This window comes from Anabaena sphaerica FACHB-251, assembly GCF_014696825.1.
GTDB lineage: Bacteria > Cyanobacteriota > Cyanobacteriia > Cyanobacteriales > Nostocaceae > RDYJ01.
This window is the reverse complement of record NZ_JACJQU010000021.1, coordinates 22,505-40,327: the sequence shown is the minus strand read 5'-3', so window position 1 is coordinate 40,327 and position 17,823 is coordinate 22,505. Positions and strand designations below refer to the sequence as shown.

Genomic DNA, 17,823 nt, shown 5'->3' with positions numbered 1-17,823 from the left:
CTCTCAGAGTTCATTCCTAGTCGGAGACTAGGAACGAGGGAAATACTAAGGAGCAGAATTAGCGGTAATAGTGAAAGCTCCTAATTCAGATGCACCAAAACTGCCAGCTATGACTGTGTAGGTATCATCTTTTGGTAGTGTTGCAGCAATTCTGGCATTAAAATTATTAGGTGATATATCGTCATTTTGTGCGATTGGTTTTCCTTCAGAATTCAAAATCATTAAAAATGGATCTATTTCATTGCTATTCATTTGAATTGATATTTTTTGCCCTCGTTTACCCTCAAAGATGTAGCTTCTAAAGTAGCTATTATCTTCAAACTTGTTATCATTTTGAGTGAGGTTTCCACTTATTGCTCGACCATTCATAGTTAATGGTTGAGACTGATTTTTTATCTCTTCTTTTGGTAATGTACTCACAGAGGAAAAATTACCTTGACGAAGTGCTGTTAAAAAGCCTTGTAGTTTATCAACAGAAATGGCAATACTAATGCCACTATTGCCTCCCTGTCTATCAAGTCTCACAGCTGTATTCACACCAATAACTTGTGCTTGAGAGTTGAGTAATGGACTACCAGAATTACCGGAATTAATTCGGGCATCGTGTTTAATTACTCCTGCTAAATTGTCAATATTACTAACAACACCTGCAGTAAAATTATTGGGATTTTCATAACCAAAGGGACTACCAATAGCATATACAGATTGTCCAGTTTTGGCTGATTTTGCTAAAGGTAATGCGGGCAAATTATTCTGGTTAAGAATTTTAATTGCTGCTAAATCTAGACCATTTTTAGCAAAGCCAATGATATCAGCCGGCAACCTTCTCCCATCGGACAGAACAACGGTAACGGTGCTAGAAGCATCTTCTAAAACGTGAGCATTGGTAATAATTAACCCATCTCTACTAACAATAAAACCACTACCACTTGATTTGCCCATATTAATATATACAACACTGGGACTTGCTGCCTGATTCACCCGAATTCGCGTTTGTTCCTCTGAATTTTGAGCTAGAACAAGGTTTGAATCCTGTTTTAGGAGGGGGGATTTGGTTCGGAGAGCGTAAAGCCGGTTTGTGATGCTAGAACCTGTATGGACAAGACAGCAAGCCCTGTGACTGTTGCTGTCAGATATGGTTTTGTGTTCATTTGCGAACTTGGTATGGACTGGTGTAGCGATGCCTACGGCGAGCAAAGCTATCGCACTCAGAACAGTATGTATGCAAATGAGCAAAATAAAGCTAGTGTTACCATTTTTGTAACAGCAGCACCATAGCAGACCCTGGGTAGCCTCCAGACACAATATTCAGGATTACAAAAGTTTTCGGCTAATTGTACTGTAAAGACGTTTCCTGGAAAGTCTCTACAAGGGGTTTACAGTAGTTTTCATGTATTTAAATCACAATTATTAGACCTAACCCCCAGCCCCTTCCCTACAAGGGAAGGGGGGTAAATCAAAGCCTCTCAAGTAAAAAAAGTTATTCCTTTCCCCTCTCCTCTTAGGAGAGGGTTAGGGAGAGGTAGGAGAGAGGTCGGCTCTGAGATTTCATTCCTAGCCAGAGTCTAGGAACGAGGAAGAAAACTATAGAAGATTTAGCTTTCTTGTGACGAGAATTGTTACCATAGTTTCAGATTAGATAGTGAAGCCTTGATCCAGTCTGAAACCCTAGAACTATTAGAATGGCATCGCCTTTGCCAGCACCTTTCCACCTTTGCGGCAACTAAGTTAGGGGCGATGGTTGCCCGTGCCTTGCCGATACCGACAACTCAAGCGGAAAGTACAGAGTTATTAGCGCAAACCAAAGAAGTCTATCAACTGGAAAGTCGGCTTACGCCTGGGTTATCCTTTGAAGGCATTCAAGATATTGGCGACTCCCTAGAACGAGCCGAACTACAAGGAATTTTGTCTGGGGAAGAACTGTTAGGTATTGCTACAACCCTCGCCGGTGCAAGAAATTTACGCCGGGTAATTGATAATCAGGAAGATATACCGATCCTGACTGAGTTAGTTGCCGAATTACGGACTTACCCAGAACTAGAGCAAGAAATTCACCGTTGTATTGATGAACGGGCGCAAGTTACAGACCGCGCTAGTCAGAAATTAGGGGAAATTCGCGAAGATTTGCGAAAATTACGCAGTCAAATTACACGTAAACTGCAAAATATCATTCAGGTAAAATCGGGAGCATTACAAGAGCAGATTATCACCCAAAGGGGCGATCGCTATGTTATTCCCGTGAAAGCACCGCAAAAAGACGCAATTCCTGGCATTGTTCACGACACATCCACCAGCGGCGCAACCTTGTATATCGAACCTAATAGCATTGTGCCAATGGGCAACCAACTGCGCCAAGCTATCAGAAAAGAACAAGCCGAAGAAGAAGTTATTCGTCGCAATTTAACAGAACAAGTCGCCGCAGTTAAACCCGATTTAGAAAAGTTATTAGCAATTGTCACCACCTTAGACTTAGCCACAGCTAAAGCTAGGTATAGTTTTTGGATAGGTGCAAATCCGCCCCGGTTCGTAAATCGCCAAGAACAGGAAATAATTACCCTGCGGCAATTACGGCATCCTTTGTTAGTTTGGCAACAACAGCATGAGCAAGGACATCCAGTAATTCCCGTTAATTTATTAATCAGTCCCCACATCAAAGTAGTCACAATTACCGGGCCCAATACTGGCGGTAAAACTGTAACTTTAAAAACCTTGGGATTAGCTGCCTTAATGGCTAAAGTGGGTTTATTTGTTCCTGCCCGTGAACCAGTCGAAATGCCTTGGTTTGATCAAGTTTTAGCCGATATTGGGGATGAACAATCTTTACAACAAAGCTTATCTACTTTTTCCGGTCATATTCGCCGCATTAGTCGGATTTTAAATGCTTTGGGGGCTGGTGATCGGGGACTGGGGACTGGGGACTGGGAAGAAGAAAAGGAAGGGGAACAGGGAGCAGGTAGCAGTGGAGCAGGGGAGCAGTGGAGCAGGGGAGCAGTGGAGCAGGGGAGCAGGGGAGAAGATTTTTCCCCATCACCAATCACCAATCCCCAGTCCCCAGTCCCCAGTCCCCAATCCCTAGTTTTACTAGATGAAGTGGGTGCAGGTACAGATCCGGTGGAAGGAAGTGCATTAGCGATCGCTCTTTTGCAATATCTCGCTGATCATGCCCAGTTAACCATTGCCACCACCCACTTTGGGGAATTAAAAGCTTTAAAATATGAGGATATTCGCTTTGAAAACGCCTCAGTAGAATTTGACGAAGCCACTCTTTCACCCACCTATCGGTTATTGTGGGGGATTCCGGGACGTTCTAACGCCTTAACTATTGCTTTACGGTTGGGTTTAAAACCAGAAGTGGTAGAAGCAGCAAAAAGCCAAGTAGGAGAAGCCACGGACGAAGTTAATCAGGTAATTGCTGGCTTAGAGGCGCAACGTCGCAGTCAGGAAACCAAAGCGGCTGAAGCTCAAGAATTATTAAAGCAAGCCGAGAAATTATACCAAGAAGTTTCTCGAAAAGCCACAGCTTTGGAAGAGCGAGAAAAAGATTTACGCGCTTCTCAGGAAGTAGCAGTACAACAAGCAATAATCCAAGCCAAAGGAGAAATTGCCCAAGTTATTCGCCGTTTGCAACAAGGAAAACCCACCGCTCAAGATGCCCAGCAAGCAACCAAAGCATTAAGTGAAATTACTGAAAAATATCAACCTGCACCACCACCCAAACCCAAACCAGGGTTTATGCCCAAAGTAGGCGATCGCATTCGCATACCCAAATTAGGGCAAACTGCCGAAGTGTTAACCGCCCCTGATGAAGATGGAGAATTTAGTGTGCGTTTTGGCATCATGAAAATGACGGTGCAATTACAAGACGTAGAATCTTTAGATGGGCAGAAACCAGAACCCATAGTCAAACCAAAACCGACCCCGACCGTTACCCCACCACCAGCCCCGGCTTTAGCCATTCGCACCTCGAAAAATACAGTTGATTTGCGCGGAAAACGGGTAGCTGATGCCGAATATATCTTAGACAAAGCTATTTCCGAAGCTGCTGGACCATTGTGGATTATTCACGGTTATGGTACTGGTAAATTAAAGCAAGGAGTTCACGCATTTCTGTATCAACACCCCAGAGTCAGCCATTACGAAAGTGCAGAACAAGCAGATGGTGGTACTGGTGTGACTATTGCTCATGTTGAATAAGTAACAGGTGACAGTTGACAGGAGGCAGAAGGCAGAAGGCAGAAAGCAGAAGGCAGGCAAGAAGAAAGATAAATTTCTCCCCATCTCCCTGCCCCCAGTCCCCAGTCTTCACGAAAGCCTCATTAATTTCTCATATTGAGACAAGAAATTTTCATCTAAAGTAAAAAAACCAAGATAACTGCTGTGACTAAACTGATTTAGGGCTACATGACGAGAAACCAATTTTCATGCTTGATGGTCTGTTTCAAAAAAGGTAACAGCAACAGCCTTTATTCGCCTGATCACCTATGCTAAAAGTTATGCAATCGGCCGCCAATTCAGCCACACCGAATTCCCAGTGGGAGGAGTTAAGCCAGTTTACAACCCCACACTCAGTTCAATGGGAGAATATTAAAACCCAGTTAGATTTGGTGTTGTTGGCACTAGAAACTTTAACGGGCATTGGTTCTGAGGCTATGCTCTCGGCAGCCATTAATTTGAATTTAGAGTCAAGAGTCCCAGACCGCGTAGCTTTATGGCGACTGCGCCAATCTAACCCTATACGCAAAGGTCAAGGAGGGCGAAAAAAACTGGATGTAGAAGAGGCGCGATCGCTAGTTCTGATTACCTGCTATCTTGCCAAACAGCACCAGGAGTTAATTCGCCGTGCTGTTGGGTTATTAGAAAAAATAGCCGCAAACAATCAGGAACCTCATCAAAATGCTTTACTGGGAGATTATATCGATGCTTTCTGTAACACCTATCAAGAACGGATGGAAGAGGATGAAAAAATATCCACAGATTTGCTAACCAACTTAGCAATAAAACTGCTGGTAGATTTACTATTTTATAGCGCCCCTAGTGGACACCGTCGTCTGTGGCTAACACTGCTGGATCGTTCCACAAAATAATTTTAGATTTTAGATTTTAGATTTTAGATTTTAGATTTTAGATTTGAAATTACTAATCCAAAATCCAAAATTCTCTTTTGTCCCCATTGCCATTCTTGCTATGCCTGGATCAAATTCTGTCATTCGTCGCTATACTCCCCCCACTTGCACACTAGAAATCTCGGCGCAAAGCTCACCTTTATCCCGTTGGATGGGGCAAACTGTCCTTAATCAAGTGCGTTTTGAACTGCATTTTGATGATCCAGCACTGCCAGAAGAACTCAAAGTACCCATTCATGGCGATCGCGATCAACTAGAAGCTTTGTGTAATGCTGTCACTAACTACGTTCAGCAACTTCTCCACAAATCAGCAGATAGCTTTTGTTTCACTTCCTTCAAATCGCAACCATCAAGCACAACATCTGAGCAACCAGAATTAAAAGATATTACCCCCGCTTCATCACCGTCATCTAAGATCCCAAACCCCTCCAGCATGGGAATTCTAGAGGCAACAATTTACTTAGAATCTAGTGACAATTTAACTCATAAACTATATCTCGGTTCCCTTGCTAATCCAACATCTGGGACTATAATTCAACTTACTCTGTTACAACTATTTGATTTGGCAACTGCTTTAGATGAATATTCTGCTGATGTCATAACACTACCAAATCTCAAAAGAGAGAGTTCGATTTCCAGTTTACCAAGTTGGACTCCTATAGCTGCAATGTTAGCATTAGCTGTGGGTTTAACTCCCTTAACTTGGCAATATGCCAACAGCATCAAGCAAAATCAGCAGCAGACAGCTAAAAATCCCACTTCAACCACAGAAAATGCTGCTCTCGAATCCTCACCCCCACTTAATTTAACTACCCCTCAACCAGGTGTCACTCCCCCAGGTAGTAGTGATATTATGCCGCTACCCAATTTAGATCCCCCCCCTCCACCTGTCGATCCTAGTCTGGTAAAAACGCCTCTTTCCTTCCCCAATTCCACTGTCCCGGACACATCTGGCACATCCCAAGAAAATGCACTGACAATACCGCAAACAACCAAGCCGATTATTCCTAGTAATCTACAAATCCCATCAACAACACCCAGTTCCCAACAAAACTCTACAGGTGTGATTAGCCAAAGTGGTATTCCTTTTGGCACAGGTCAGAATTTGCCTTCGGGAAATACCAGCAATATCTCTTCCATCCCTGACTCTATTATTACCTTACCTGATCAAATTCCCAGTCAGATTCCTCCGAAAATAACCTCTCAACCAGAGTCACAACAATTGAATCGAGGTGCTACTTCTGCAACCAAAACTCCTGCGATCGCAAGTGATGATGATTTAGTGGCAAAATTGCGAGCAACAAGAAATGCACCATTCCCTACAGAGGTTGCAACTGAGGAAAACAAATTATTTGATATACCTCAATCAGCAGAAGCCAGAGAGTATTTGCAAAAGAATTGGCGGCCACCTGCGGGTTTTTCTCAAACACTAGAGTATAGCCTAATGTTGGGTGTAGACGGCTCTATTGAGCGCATTTTGCCTTTGAATCGAGCCGCTAGAGAATATATTGATAACACAGGTATGCCACAAATTGGAAAACCCTTTGTTTCTACTAACAAAGCTGGGCAAAATCTCAAACTACGAGTTGTATTCAGTCCAGATGGCAAGGTGCAAACTTTTCCAGAAACGCCATAAATACAGCGGGAGTCAGGATTAAAAGGGAACAGGAAATGGGCAACAGGGAAATCCCTATCATTAAAATTAGGGGATTTGAAACGGACGTATTTTTGAACACTACGTGTCTTTCCAATACTGTTCGGTTAAGGATTTTAGTAGGTTGGGTTGTAGCAAGATCCCGTAGGGTACAAAGTGAAACCCAACAAACCGTTGTAAATGTTGGGTTTCGTTCCATTGCTCCGCGAACGTTCACGTTCCACAATCCAACAACCTACATAATTTCATTCGCATTGGGGAAAAGGGCAAAAAATAAAGGCTGGAATTTAAAACCAGCCTGGAAAAGTATTAATTGTTTGATATTTTAATTTTATGATTGTTTCTTTTTTAACTTTTGCTTTTTGCGTCGTTTTTCTGTGGTAGCTACAGCATGGTCTACGGGATAACCCACGACGGGAATTACCTGATATCTGCGGTCTTCTTCTAGGTTTTTCAGTTCGGTGTAATCAACCCAGTGAATACAATCAACAGGACAGGTATCTATAGCTTCTTGAATTACCTCTTCAGAATCTCCATCTTGACGAATCACACGCGATCGCCCATAATCTGGCTCAATATAAAAGGTATTACGGGCAACATGGGCGCAATGTTTACACCCTATACAAGTAATTTCATCTACATAAACGCCTTTCTGTCGCAGCAGTCCGCCCAGTTCCGGTTCTAACCCAGAACGTTCTGGTTCATCTCGCAAAAAACCGCCTAGTTCTGGCTCTAAACCGGAAGGATTGTTTTCTAAATCTTCTGGTAACGGCTGCAATTGGGACATTACGCACTCCAGCGTTGTACTACTAGACGAATGGAACCATCTTCATTTTTTTGTTGTTCAGCAACTTGGAAACCAACCTTAGCTGTTTCTTTCATCACTGTTTGATAAGCATAACGCTGGGTGACTTGACGTAAAAATCCATCTACAGACAAATCTTGTTGCCAATATTGTAGATCAGCCACCAATTCGTATTCCTTACCATTCCATCTAAAACCGATGTCATACCCATTTTCTTGCTCAATGGTAACTTCGGCAGGATGGGTTTGACCTCGATAACCGCGCACTTCATGGGGTCCTGGTTTCCAGTCTATACCCAAGTCAGAAAGCGCATCTTGTAAGGATTCTAGGTTACGGATTTGAGTTTTGATTTGGCTAAAGTGTGACATGGTGGTTTGTAATCAATGAACATAAACTAGTTGGAAAATTTACCAGTCGCTAAAAGCGGTTTGGGTATTCACCACTCCAGATTCTTGTATATTATTGTTGGTGGCGAAAAATTCTGAGGTTGGCTCCTGACTTAGCACTTGCCCTAGTTGCGCTTCTATCGCTGCTGTCACTTCAGCACAAGAAGCCCCCACAATACCAGTGGCTTTCTCTTGTACCCGACCGTCTGGATAAATTATGAATTCTAATGTTTCCATTCTATGAACGCCAACCTCGATAGTATCCTTGAACTTTACTGCTTTAGCAGAGTTACTCTTTCATTGCCTAAGGAACTTAGAGACAAAGTAGCCGTTTGTTAACTAATGTTCCATCTTTCAAAATATATATCTCAAAAACTTTACAAAAATTATTAATTTGATTAGCAGTTACATCTACCATTATTTAGTTTCTCTTAGCCTGATCAATTAGTCAAGCTTAACTTTGTTTGGCAAAGTTAGAGTCCAAAAGCCTTAAAACACAAGCTTTTAGACTAAAGACAGAAACGAGGTAAATATGAAAAAATACTAAAGCTTATTGAAAAAGCTTATCATTATCATTGGGTTGATCCTATTAGCAGCGATCACTTACTTGCTCTTTTGCCTATAATTTAGTATATTGCTATGTATATAAAAATACCTAATATCACATTGTCGCTGCTTTAAAATCGTTTAAGTATGAACAAAATGCAGACAAAACTTTTCTTCTTTCTCCTGGGAATATTTCTCTGGCTAGGCTTTGGAGCTTTAATCGCTGGACTAGGCGCATTGATTATCAGCTATACCTGGGTTATTACCGTTGTCGGTTATGGGGCTGTGATAGGATTACTCACGGGATTAATTATCGGCTTGATGGCATTAGCAGTTTCATCATGGTTGAAGTCTAAAAATGTGATGTTATGGATGCTGCTTGGTTCTATTATTGGAGGCAGCATTGGATTTGGGGGTATCATTGTGTTTGGCGGTTATCCCAAAGGAAATCAAGGAGATCTGAGTTTTTTGGCTTTAGCTCCAATGGGTTTATTTATTGGTACGCTATTGGGAATTTTGGTCGGAGTAGGTATTTGGAAATATCGCCATAGTCATAGTTAGGGTTTGCTGAAATAGTCTTGTCGTGGAGGCAGGGAACAGGGAACTCTTAACAGGGAACAGTTTCAAGATTTGGATGGGAGCGATTTTTCCTTTGCATCAAACTTAAATGCAAGGTTTTCGAGTTTCCACGTCATAAAATCTTGCACTTTTTGAAAGTCAAAATAGCTAAAACCGTTTACCTGTAATGTTTTGAGATTTATTCAGCATCCCCTAGTTAATCTCAAGAATTCTTGGTTAAGCCAAAAAATCAAACTGTATAGTTTGAGTTGAGGAACTTTATGGTAATTACTATCTACAAATATTCTTAACCTCTTATTGCATCTTGCCAATGAGAAAAGGTAAGTTTAGTAATTTCACCTTTTTCTAAATTATATATTTCCTGCAAACACTTGAAAAAAGCTTGAGCATATACTTCTAAACCCAATAAATACAAACTTCTCAAAATTCTAGTAATTCGCAAATGGTTGTGATTTCCCCAATGAACCCATATTTTTTTACGTTCTAAAAATGATTGTTCAATATTAATCTCTACCTTACCATCTTCGCTTTCTTGACATGACAAGCCATAAAAGCCTAACATCAATTTTAAAGATGCGAGTAAATTATTTCTCAATTCTTCTCTATTCTGAAAACTTTGAATATCGTCATCTGTTAAAATCGGTGCATTAGGATTAAAACGACTCCTTTCTGTGAGGGGAAATAACCACTGAATATAATCATGAGTTTTTTCCAAACAGTCATAATTTTCTTGCCATATCTCTGCAAGCATTCGACCGCGAATATCAGCAGAGCTTCCTGAATAGAATGGAACAATTAGAGAATTTTTATTCATCAACTATTGACCTCAAATATTGTTAATTATTAAAATATGCTTTGTACACGATTAAGAACAGCTTCAATTACTGTTTTTGGTGATTCCCGCTGGATAAAATGCCCAACTTCTGGTATTACAAATCTTTTATAATCTTTTAAAAAAAACTGTTCTTTATTATCACTAGTTTCTGGTAAAGTTGCACCATCAGCACCTCCATGTAATACCGTTGTTGGTACATCAATTTTAGGTGCAGACATCAATTTTTGGTGAATAGCTTCATATTCAGAATCATTAGGAGAAAATCCCCAACGATTGCGGTATGAATCAATGGTAATATCTACCCAGTCTGGGTTATTAAATGATTGTGCAGTTGTCTCAAATTCTGCATCACTAAAATTCCAGGAAGGACACCAAAACTGCCATAGTTTGCGGATAAAACCATTTCTATTTGCTGCTAGGGTTTGCCTTCCTCTCTCTGTGGCAAAAAACCACTGATACCAATATTGTTGCACCTGTGCAAATGATAATGTTTGCTGAGGATTATTAGTTCCGTAACCTACGGATAATGCTGTGAGAGTATGTAATAAATCGGGACGTAAGGCAGCAATATTATAACCAATGCGTGCGCCCCAGTCGTGACCTACTAAATGTACATAACCGATTTTTAAGGCTTCAATAAACTCAATTATATCTTGTGCTAAAGCTGCGAGTTGTCCGCTACGTAAGGTTTGAGAATCAAGAAAATGTGTAAGTCCAAAACCTCTCAGATATGGGGTGATACAGCGATAGTTTGCATTTACTAATTCAGGAATAATTGCATTCCAAGTTAGTGCATCATCAGGCCAACCGTGTAAAAGAATTATGGTTGGTGCGTTACTTTCACCATAGCTGTGATAAGCGATATTGAGACGGGAGGTTTTAATATATTCAATCATGTGGCTAAATCAGATATTACGTTTACTAAACCATTAACAACTCTTGTTAGTTTCTCGAAGTCAATTTTATCTATAGTATCTTCATCTGTATGATAATATTGATAGCGATAAGGGGCGGTATCTGTCACCATAATTCCTGGATAACCCTGCTCCCAAAAAGACCATTGATCTGACCAACCAACGCCAGGAATCCAACCTGGAAGAGCAGTTCCTTGAGAGGGAAACTGGACATGACGACGAAAAGAACCAACTGCTTTTTTGACCAAATCTCCAGAGTTTATATTCCCGATAAAGCTGATAAAATTTCCCTGATTAGGATATAATAAATCAAGAGGAAAAGGATATTGTTGACTACCTGGTTGATCGGAAAAATATCCTATTGTTTCTAAACTCAACATTGCCAAAACATTCTCATTATGCTGGTGCAACTGTTTGGCATATACCAAACTTCCCATATTTTCTGTCCAGAAAAAAGGTGGTTCTTCGTTGGTAAACTCAACAAAACGAATGGTGCGGTTAGTTTTTTTGTTGGCGAAAATCTTGGCAAGTTCTAGGGTTGCTACTGCACCTGTACCATTATCATTTGCACCTGGACTAGTAAAGGCTGAATCATAATGACCACCAACTATAATTATTTCATCTGGTTTTTTAAGGCCTTTGTGTTCAACTTCAATGTTGTAATAAGATTTGTTGTCTATTTTATATTCTTGTTGATTGACTTTGTAACCTGCTTGATGCAAAGAAGTTATCAAAAAATCTTTAGCATTATTGAGTTTTTGATATTGACTATAATTACGAATACCAATTTCAACAGATAGCTTTTGTAAATCTTGTTTTAACAATTTCTCCAGAACTATTTCTTGGGGTTGTAAAGGTGGAAGTTGTCCTTGATAACTTTGTTTTGGCATCCAAAACATCATCCACCAACCCCAGATACTTAAAACCAGAAAAATAGCCACAAGTACAGACAAGCGAACTAAGGCAGGTTTACTGATGATTTGTAGTTGAAATCTACTTTTACTGACAGATTTTTTCATGTTCTGTGGCGATCGCTTTTTGGTTAATTTTCATATAAAAATTTATACAGCAACAACCAAGCTAGTGAGGACAGAAACAGGCTTTCAAGTCGTCACTAGTCACCAGTCACCTGCTATACTATCCATTCAGATGCGCGATCGCCCAAATCGAGAGGGATACTAACAGCTTTGCCTAGACGGGGACGCTCTTTTGTTTGTGTAATAAAATTCTGTACTTGAATTGTTCCCCCCAAGGCGTTGAGATAATTAGTGATGCTATCCAGATGCTCTTGGTATTCGGCTTCGTTTAAAGGGAATGAAGCTTGCTCAAGATATTTCCACATGACTTGCAGAAATATCTTCCCCTGCGTCCTGCGGAACTGGACATCGTAAGAGTATCCCCATTTATCAATCAACAGTTGACGTAATTCCTGTCCTGTCATATTAATTCAAAATTTAGGATTTTCGATTTTCGATATGGCTTACGCCAGGCTACGGGAACAGAATAATGATAGTGAGTCTGTCTTAACCCTGGGAAAGATGAGAGCCTAAGCCTTATGGGATCATGGATTATCTCAATTAGATTTTACATTTAGTTATGATATTAAGTTCCGTAACTCCAGTATGATAAGGATATAAAGAAATGTAATGCTAACAGACAATGATGCTAGATCAGTCTTGCAACAAAGAAGTATGGCATCGCTGAGGGCGTTAGCATTTCGACTCAGGCAAAGTGTGAGGCTAGTTGCTACCACTCTTGTCAAAATGCTTAACAAATTACACAAAGAGCGCGTAGACTATGGCTCAATTTTCTGAATCAATGGACGTACCCGACATGGGTCGTCGTCAGTTCATGAACCTGCTGACTTTTGGGACTGTCACCGGAGTAGCTCTAGGTGCATTGTATCCTGTTGTCAATTACTTTATCCCTCCTAGCAGCGGTGGTGCTGGTGGTGGTGCAACAGCAAAAGACGAATTGGGTAACGATGTTAGCCTTGCTAAGTTTCTAGAAAGCCATAATGTAGGCGATCGCACCCTAGTACAAGGACTCAAGGGAGATCCTACCTATATTGTGGTGGAAAGCAAAGAAGCGATCGCAGACTATGGCATTAATGCTATTTGCACCCACTTAGGTTGTGTTGTTCCCTGGAACGTAGCAGAGAACAAGTTTAAATGCCCTTGTCACGGTTCCCAGTACGATGCTACTGGTAAAGTTGTCCGCGGACCTGCACCCAAGTCTTTGGCTTTGGCTCATGCCAAAACAGATAACGACAAAATTGTTTTAACCGCTTGGACAGAAACCGACTTCCGCACCGGTGAAGAACCTTGGTGGAGTTAATTGATTTCTGAGTGCGGGGTATCGAGTTATTAGTCTTTAGTCAACTCTCGACAACTGACCAATGACAACTGACCACTGACCACTGACAACTGACCACTGACAAATGACTTTATAGAGATGAGAAACGCCCGTACACCTGCGAGGTTAACTCGCGCTGCTAAAGTAATGTTAAATACATTACTTATAGCGATCGCTACCGTGACATTTTTCTTCACCAGCGATTTCGCCCGACCCCAAACTGCTGCTGCTTATCCCTTCTGGGCGCAAGCCACCTATCCTGAAACCCCCCGCGAACCGACAGGACGGATCGTTTGCGCTAACTGTCACTTAGCCGCAAAAAATACAGAAGTAGAAGTACCCCAATCAGTATTACCTGATACCGTATTTAAAGCGATCGTCAAAATCCCCTACGATACCAGCGTACAGCAAGTAGGTGCTGATGGTTCTAAAGTCGGTTTAAACGTTGGTGCTGTATTGATGTTACCCGAAGGCTTCAAGATTGCGCCAGAAGACCGCATTCCTGAAGAAATGAAGGAAGAAATCGGTGAGACTCCCTTCCAAAGCTACAGCGAAGACAAAGAAAATATCGTCATCGTTGGACCCTTACCAGGTGAAGAATATCAAGAAATCGTCTTCCCTGTGCTTTCACCTAACCCCGCTACCGACAAAAATATCCACTTTGGCAAATATTCCGTTCATGTTGGCGGTAACAGAGGACGTGGACAAGTTTACCCCACAGGTGAAAAGAGCAATAACAACATTTACAACGCTTCTGCTGCTGGCACAATCAGCAAGATTGCCAAAACAGAAGATGAAGACGGTAATGTTAAGTATGTAGTTAGCATCACAACCGCATCTGGTGAAGTTGTTAACGATACCGTTCCCGCAGGTCCAGAACTGATTGTTTCTGAAGGACAAACAGTTGCATCTGGTGATGCTCTTACCGTGAATCCCAACGTTGGTGGTTTCGGTCAAAAAGATGCAGAAATCGTCTTACAAGATAGTTCCAGAGTTGCATGGATGGTTGCTTTCATCTGTTTAGTGATGTTGGCACAAGTTATGCTAGTGCTGAAGAAGAAGCAGGTGGAAAAAGTCCAAGCTGCTGAGATGAATTTCTAAATTCTCTGCTAAATAATTATTTATGGGACAGGCATATTGCCTGTCTTTTTTTATAGACATGAAATCTAATGAAACACTCAACAACTCTGCAACGTTATCTTGAGGTAAGCCCGGAACAACGTCGTAAGGCAACTTCGGTTATTGGTTTTTAGTACATCAGTTTTGATACGATAATACCAATAAATACGGCAAGACCTAGCGATCTGCGAAAATAATTAACGCCTTGAAATAATTCCATCCAGGCCCAAGTAAACAACGAGCCATCTGCCAGTACGCCTAACACTGTATTAATTTTGCCAGTTGTAAAAACTATAGCTAGTAAACTAGCTACTATCCAAACAATAAGCGGTAGGTTTGGCATCTGAGCTAAAACAATTTTGCCATTGCTGTCACGGAAGGTTTTATCAACTAATGTATTTTCCATCATTTTTAACTGCAATTTTATTTAATATATTGAAACATATTGCACAGTAGATTTTCTTGACGTTGACGGGGTGAAATTAGTATTGATTCCAAAAGTTACGATAAGGACTTCTTGATGACCCGCTTTCAACAAACTCAGGTTGAATAGAGATATCGGCTATTGCGACATTATGCCAGCTAAACCAAGATAGGCAGGCGATTGGTAAACTGCTGTTACTTTATAAATCTACTCTAACTTACCAAAAAGCAATTTCTTGTGTGTCTACCGCAGGAAATATATAACCATATATTTATAAAATAACGTAGGATAGATATTTAAAATATATATAGCGATCCTATTTGAGTTGAGAACTTATCGGTGATAGCGTAGCGTGACGTAAGTCATGGGAAGGGAACAGGGAACAGGGAACAGGGAACAGAAAGTGTTTATGAATCATTTAGGATTGCTATATTTCATGAGACATTATTAAGTTGCACCAAACCCACCTGCACAGTGAGCTTTTTGGATAATAAATCTACCGTTTTTCAGTTCTTGATTAGGTATCCAGATTTTCATAGATTTATAAATTAAGATACAGCAGATTGCAGATCAATGAAGTACAGAATCTAAATTACAAGCTAGACACAAAGCCAGTTTTACTCCTGAGTTCTGAATTCTGCGGTATATCATATATTACACTTAATTACTCGCGCTACTAAATAATAAAAACGCTTCTCTACCCCATCCAACAAAAACCACCCATAACGTCCCCACCAAGAATCAAACCAAAAAATTCCACTTGGTAAATGGGCTTCTGGTGCGGTAATATTAAAAGTCAAATCTTCATAGTACATCCACTTTTTGTCTTTCCTCCAACCCACTTGCTCACCAAAATTATTCCAAAAATCTCGGTAAAAATTTTTAGTCCCCCGCATACTTTGATAAATACGTTTTTGCACAGAAAACCCAAACCTTCCATGACTATATTTTACCCACAGTTGGTCAATAGTGCGGATATCTCGACAGGGAAAATTATAAATATCTTTTTCATTCAAGCAACCATCATTTTCTTTTCCTACTACTGCTAACATCACGCGCGTTGTTTCTTCATCTGCTTCTTTCCACCTTCCAGATGCGAGTAAGTCCCGCAGTCGGGTATAGTCCATCCCCACCGCTGAAATCAGTTTTTCCTCTATATCCTGAGAGGATAAAATACTAGCAAGACCTAGTAATTCTCTAAAATCAAATATCGACTGAGGACGGTTTTCCGGTTCCAAAGCCATCCCTTGCACAATAGCATCATTTACTCTGTCACTAATTTGTGAGTTAAATTGCTTTGGTGGTGGTAAAGTATTATTTCTATTTCTATATTCAGCAGGTATAGGTACTTCTTTGGTTAATAAAGTATACAGAGTTGCAGCTAAGGCATAAATATCTGTATATGCACCAAAATTACCTCTTCTTTTATATTGTTCAATTGGTGCATAACCATCGGTTCTCTCATTAGTCATGCTTTTAATTTGCCCGTTGGTATATTCTCGTGCTAAACCAAAATCTATTAAAACTACTTCTGATTTTCCTCGACGTAAAATTATATTACTAGGCTTGATATCTCGATGTAAAAATCCTTGGTGATGTATATATTCTAAAGCTTGCCCAATTTGATCGATATATAGTAGTGCTTCTTGTTCTGATAACACTCCATTGATATCAATATAATTAGCTATATCTTGTCCATCAATATATTCCATTACCATGCACCAAAGTCCGTCTTCTTGGATCACTTCATAGACTTTGACAATATGGGGATGACTACATTTAGCTAACCGCAAAGCTTCATTAACAAACTTTACCTGTAGCTGTTTAAAATTTTGTTTATTTTGTTGAATATGGTTGAGAGTTTTCAGGACAAATAATTTATATGTATCCCTTTCTCTGACGCTATAAGTCACACCAAAGCCACCGCTACCCAGCACTTTTTGGATAATGAATCTGCCATTATTCAGATGTTGATTGGGTTGCCAAAGTTTCATTTATGTCAACTGGGAAAGAATTGTTAAGACTGAGAAATATTATACTCATTGTGTCACAGAATTTACTTATTTTTCAATCATCTCTTCGCTTATTTCGGGAACAGAAAATGTAAATACATTTTATAGTGCATTTATAAAAAGTTTGGCGTGTTTACATTGAGTTGCGAAAATGGTCACAGTGTGGAATACCCAATAGAACCCATCGGTTAGCACACCTTGGAGACAGTTTGCAAATTTATTAAAAACCTGTTACATTTATTTACATAAGGAAATATAACTTAAACGACGAGGTTTTCAGAATGACTATCTTAATTGCATTATTAGTTGTAGGTTGGGTTGCTGGTTCTGTTGTCGGTTCTTTGGCTTACTTCATGGGTGAACAAACCAAGCCTATACATGAACGTAACTGGCGTTCTGAGTCTTTTGAACAATTGGCTAAGTCTATTACTGGCATGGAAATAGATTACAGAGATCGCACTCCCGCCTATGCGATCGATGCTTACACCAGCCGCACTTTACCTCAATAGTAGTCAAGGCCGCTTAATCAAATGTCTATAAAAATAACCCTCAGTACCGTCACTGGGGGTTTTGTTTTCATTAGTTTTTTAAATCTGATTTTCAGCAAAAAAGGTGTTTGTCAAGTTTTTTCGTAATAAGTAGCTTTATTCTCAAGATTATTGATAATAAAGTCAATAATCTGATGAGTTTTGGTTTTTTCAGCCATTGATATTGACACCTGGATTTTTTCGGCTATATTGGGAATACAATTGGCTAAAAGTGTGTTTATTTTTATTGTCGGCATCAGGATTTAAGGATTTACAGGATTTTAGATACAGTTAGATATAGGTGAGGTTAGGAAAATATCTCATCTGTATAAGTGTATCTATTTTTTGTCGGAATCAGGATTGGTCAGGATTTGAAGATTTTCAAGATTTCAGATATGTAGCAACGGACAAGGTGATTAGGACATGAACTCATGCTACAACTTAGACACCAAAAGGCTTTGAGCATCGTCACCTGTCACCTGTTCCCTGTCACCTGTTATCTTTACTCATCTTGATTCATCCTCAAATCCTGTAAATCCTGATG

At 40.2% G+C, this 17,823-nt stretch carries 18 protein-coding genes; 8 read left to right on the top strand and 10 right to left on the bottom strand.

The window, feature by feature from the left end:
* Positions 1–45: 45 nt before the first annotated feature.
* Positions 46–1,137 carry a trypsin-like peptidase domain-containing protein gene (locus H6G06_RS23315; RefSeq protein WP_422387060.1) on the bottom strand — a complete coding sequence of 364 codons (1,092 nt, stop codon included), beginning with the start codon at positions 1,135–1,137 and terminating at the stop codon, positions 46–48.
* Positions 1,138–1,143: 6 nt separating this feature from the next.
* Between H6G06_RS23315 and H6G06_RS27915 the strand changes: the two genes are divergently transcribed.
* The 4 genes from H6G06_RS27915 to H6G06_RS23300 all read left to right on the top strand — a co-directional run bounded on the left by H6G06_RS27915 (position 1,144) and on the right by H6G06_RS23300 (position 6,759).
* Positions 1,144–1,278, top strand: a complete 135-nt coding sequence (locus H6G06_RS27915; protein ID WP_277875220.1) for a hypothetical protein — start codon at positions 1,144–1,146, stop codon at positions 1,276–1,278.
* Positions 1,279–1,650: 372 nt separating this feature from the next.
* On the top strand, positions 1,651–4,194 hold the full coding sequence (locus H6G06_RS23310) for an endonuclease MutS2 (protein WP_190564448.1): 2,544 nt from the start codon (positions 1,651–1,653) through the stop codon (positions 4,192–4,194).
* 287 nt (positions 4,195–4,481) lie between these two features.
* Positions 4,482–5,084: a DUF3038 domain-containing protein gene (locus H6G06_RS23305; RefSeq protein WP_190564447.1), complete on the top strand. Its 603-nt coding sequence runs from the start codon at positions 4,482–4,484 to the stop codon at positions 5,082–5,084.
* Positions 5,085–5,184: 100 nt separating this feature from the next.
* Positions 5,185–6,759, top strand: coding sequence for a DUF4335 domain-containing protein (locus H6G06_RS23300; protein WP_190564446.1), 1,575 nt, complete (start codon positions 5,185–5,187; stop codon positions 6,757–6,759).
* A gap of 349 nt (positions 6,760–7,108) precedes the next feature.
* On the opposite strand, the gene H6G06_RS23295 is transcribed toward H6G06_RS23300, so the two are convergent.
* From H6G06_RS23295 to H6G06_RS23285, 3 genes are read right to left on the bottom strand one after another with little or no spacing between them, the layout of a single operon-like run.
* Entirely contained in the window at positions 7,109–7,564 is a 456-nt protein-coding gene (locus H6G06_RS23295) for a ferredoxin (RefSeq protein ID WP_190564445.1), read from the bottom strand.
* Positions 7,564–7,950 (bottom strand): DUF1257 domain-containing protein, encoded by a 387-nt coding sequence (locus H6G06_RS23290; protein ID WP_190564444.1) that lies wholly within the window; start codon positions 7,948–7,950, stop codon positions 7,564–7,566. The genes H6G06_RS23295 and H6G06_RS23290 overlap by 1 nt, the downstream gene beginning before the upstream one ends.
* A gap of 39 nt (positions 7,951–7,989) precedes the next feature.
* The gene (locus H6G06_RS23285; protein ID WP_190564443.1) at positions 7,990–8,205 is read right to left on the bottom strand and encodes a DUF2997 domain-containing protein; all 216 of its coding nucleotides are present in this window, start codon (positions 8,203–8,205) and stop codon (positions 7,990–7,992) included.
* 465 nt (positions 8,206–8,670) lie between these two features.
* Between H6G06_RS23285 and H6G06_RS23280 the strand changes: the two genes are divergently transcribed.
* The gene (locus H6G06_RS23280; RefSeq protein ID WP_206754721.1) at positions 8,671–9,075 is read left to right on the top strand and encodes a hypothetical protein; all 405 of its coding nucleotides are present in this window, start codon (positions 8,671–8,673) and stop codon (positions 9,073–9,075) included.
* 304 nt (positions 9,076–9,379) lie between these two features.
* Here the strand turns inward: H6G06_RS23280 and H6G06_RS23275 are convergent, their stop codons facing one another.
* The 4 genes from H6G06_RS23275 to H6G06_RS23260 form a co-directional block, all read right to left on the bottom strand.
* Positions 9,380–9,907: an opioid growth factor receptor-related protein gene (locus H6G06_RS23275; RefSeq protein ID WP_190564441.1), complete on the bottom strand. Its 528-nt coding sequence runs from the start codon at positions 9,905–9,907 to the stop codon at positions 9,380–9,382.
* Positions 9,908–9,936: 29 nt separating this feature from the next.
* Complete coding sequence (locus H6G06_RS23270) at positions 9,937–10,824, bottom strand: alpha/beta fold hydrolase (RefSeq protein ID WP_190564440.1); 888 nt, start codon at positions 10,822–10,824, stop codon at positions 9,937–9,939.
* On the bottom strand, positions 10,821–11,861 hold the full coding sequence (locus H6G06_RS23265; RefSeq protein ID WP_190564439.1) for a M28 family peptidase: 1,041 nt from the start codon (positions 11,859–11,861) through the stop codon (positions 10,821–10,823). Before H6G06_RS23265 ends, H6G06_RS23270 begins: the two co-directional genes overlap by 4 nt.
* A 113-nt stretch (positions 11,862–11,974) precedes the next feature.
* On the bottom strand, positions 11,975–12,283 hold the full coding sequence (locus tag H6G06_RS23260; protein WP_190564438.1) for a DUF3067 family protein: 309 nt from the start codon (positions 12,281–12,283) through the stop codon (positions 11,975–11,977).
* A gap of 356 nt (positions 12,284–12,639) precedes the next feature.
* Here H6G06_RS23260 and petC point away from each other — a divergent pair, with 356 nt between their 5' ends.
* Together petC and petA are read left to right on the top strand one after the other, a co-directional pair.
* Complete coding sequence (gene petC / locus H6G06_RS23255; protein ID WP_190564437.1) at positions 12,640–13,179, top strand: cytochrome b6-f complex iron-sulfur subunit; 540 nt, start codon at positions 12,640–12,642, stop codon at positions 13,177–13,179.
* Between the two features lie 117 nt (positions 13,180–13,296).
* Positions 13,297–14,298: a cytochrome f gene (gene petA / locus H6G06_RS23250; RefSeq protein ID WP_190564436.1), complete on the top strand. Its 1,002-nt coding sequence runs from the start codon at positions 13,297–13,299 to the stop codon at positions 14,296–14,298.
* Between the two features lie 148 nt (positions 14,299–14,446).
* Here the strand turns inward: petA and H6G06_RS23245 are convergent, their stop codons facing one another.
* Both H6G06_RS23245 and H6G06_RS23240 read right to left on the bottom strand, forming a co-directional pair.
* Positions 14,447–14,722, bottom strand: a complete 276-nt coding sequence (locus H6G06_RS23245) for a hypothetical protein (protein ID WP_190564476.1) — start codon at positions 14,720–14,722, stop codon at positions 14,447–14,449.
* Between the two features lie 665 nt (positions 14,723–15,387).
* The gene (locus H6G06_RS23240) at positions 15,388–16,734 is read right to left on the bottom strand and encodes a serine/threonine-protein kinase (RefSeq protein ID WP_190564435.1); all 1,347 of its coding nucleotides are present in this window, start codon (positions 16,732–16,734) and stop codon (positions 15,388–15,390) included.
* 299 nt (positions 16,735–17,033) lie between these two features.
* On the opposite strand from H6G06_RS23240, the gene H6G06_RS23235 reads away from it, so the two are divergent.
* Positions 17,034–17,261, top strand: coding sequence for a photosystem II protein, Psb35-related (locus tag H6G06_RS23235; protein ID WP_190564434.1), 228 nt, complete (start codon positions 17,034–17,036; stop codon positions 17,259–17,261).
* The last annotated feature ends 562 nt before the right edge of the window (positions 17,262–17,823 follow it).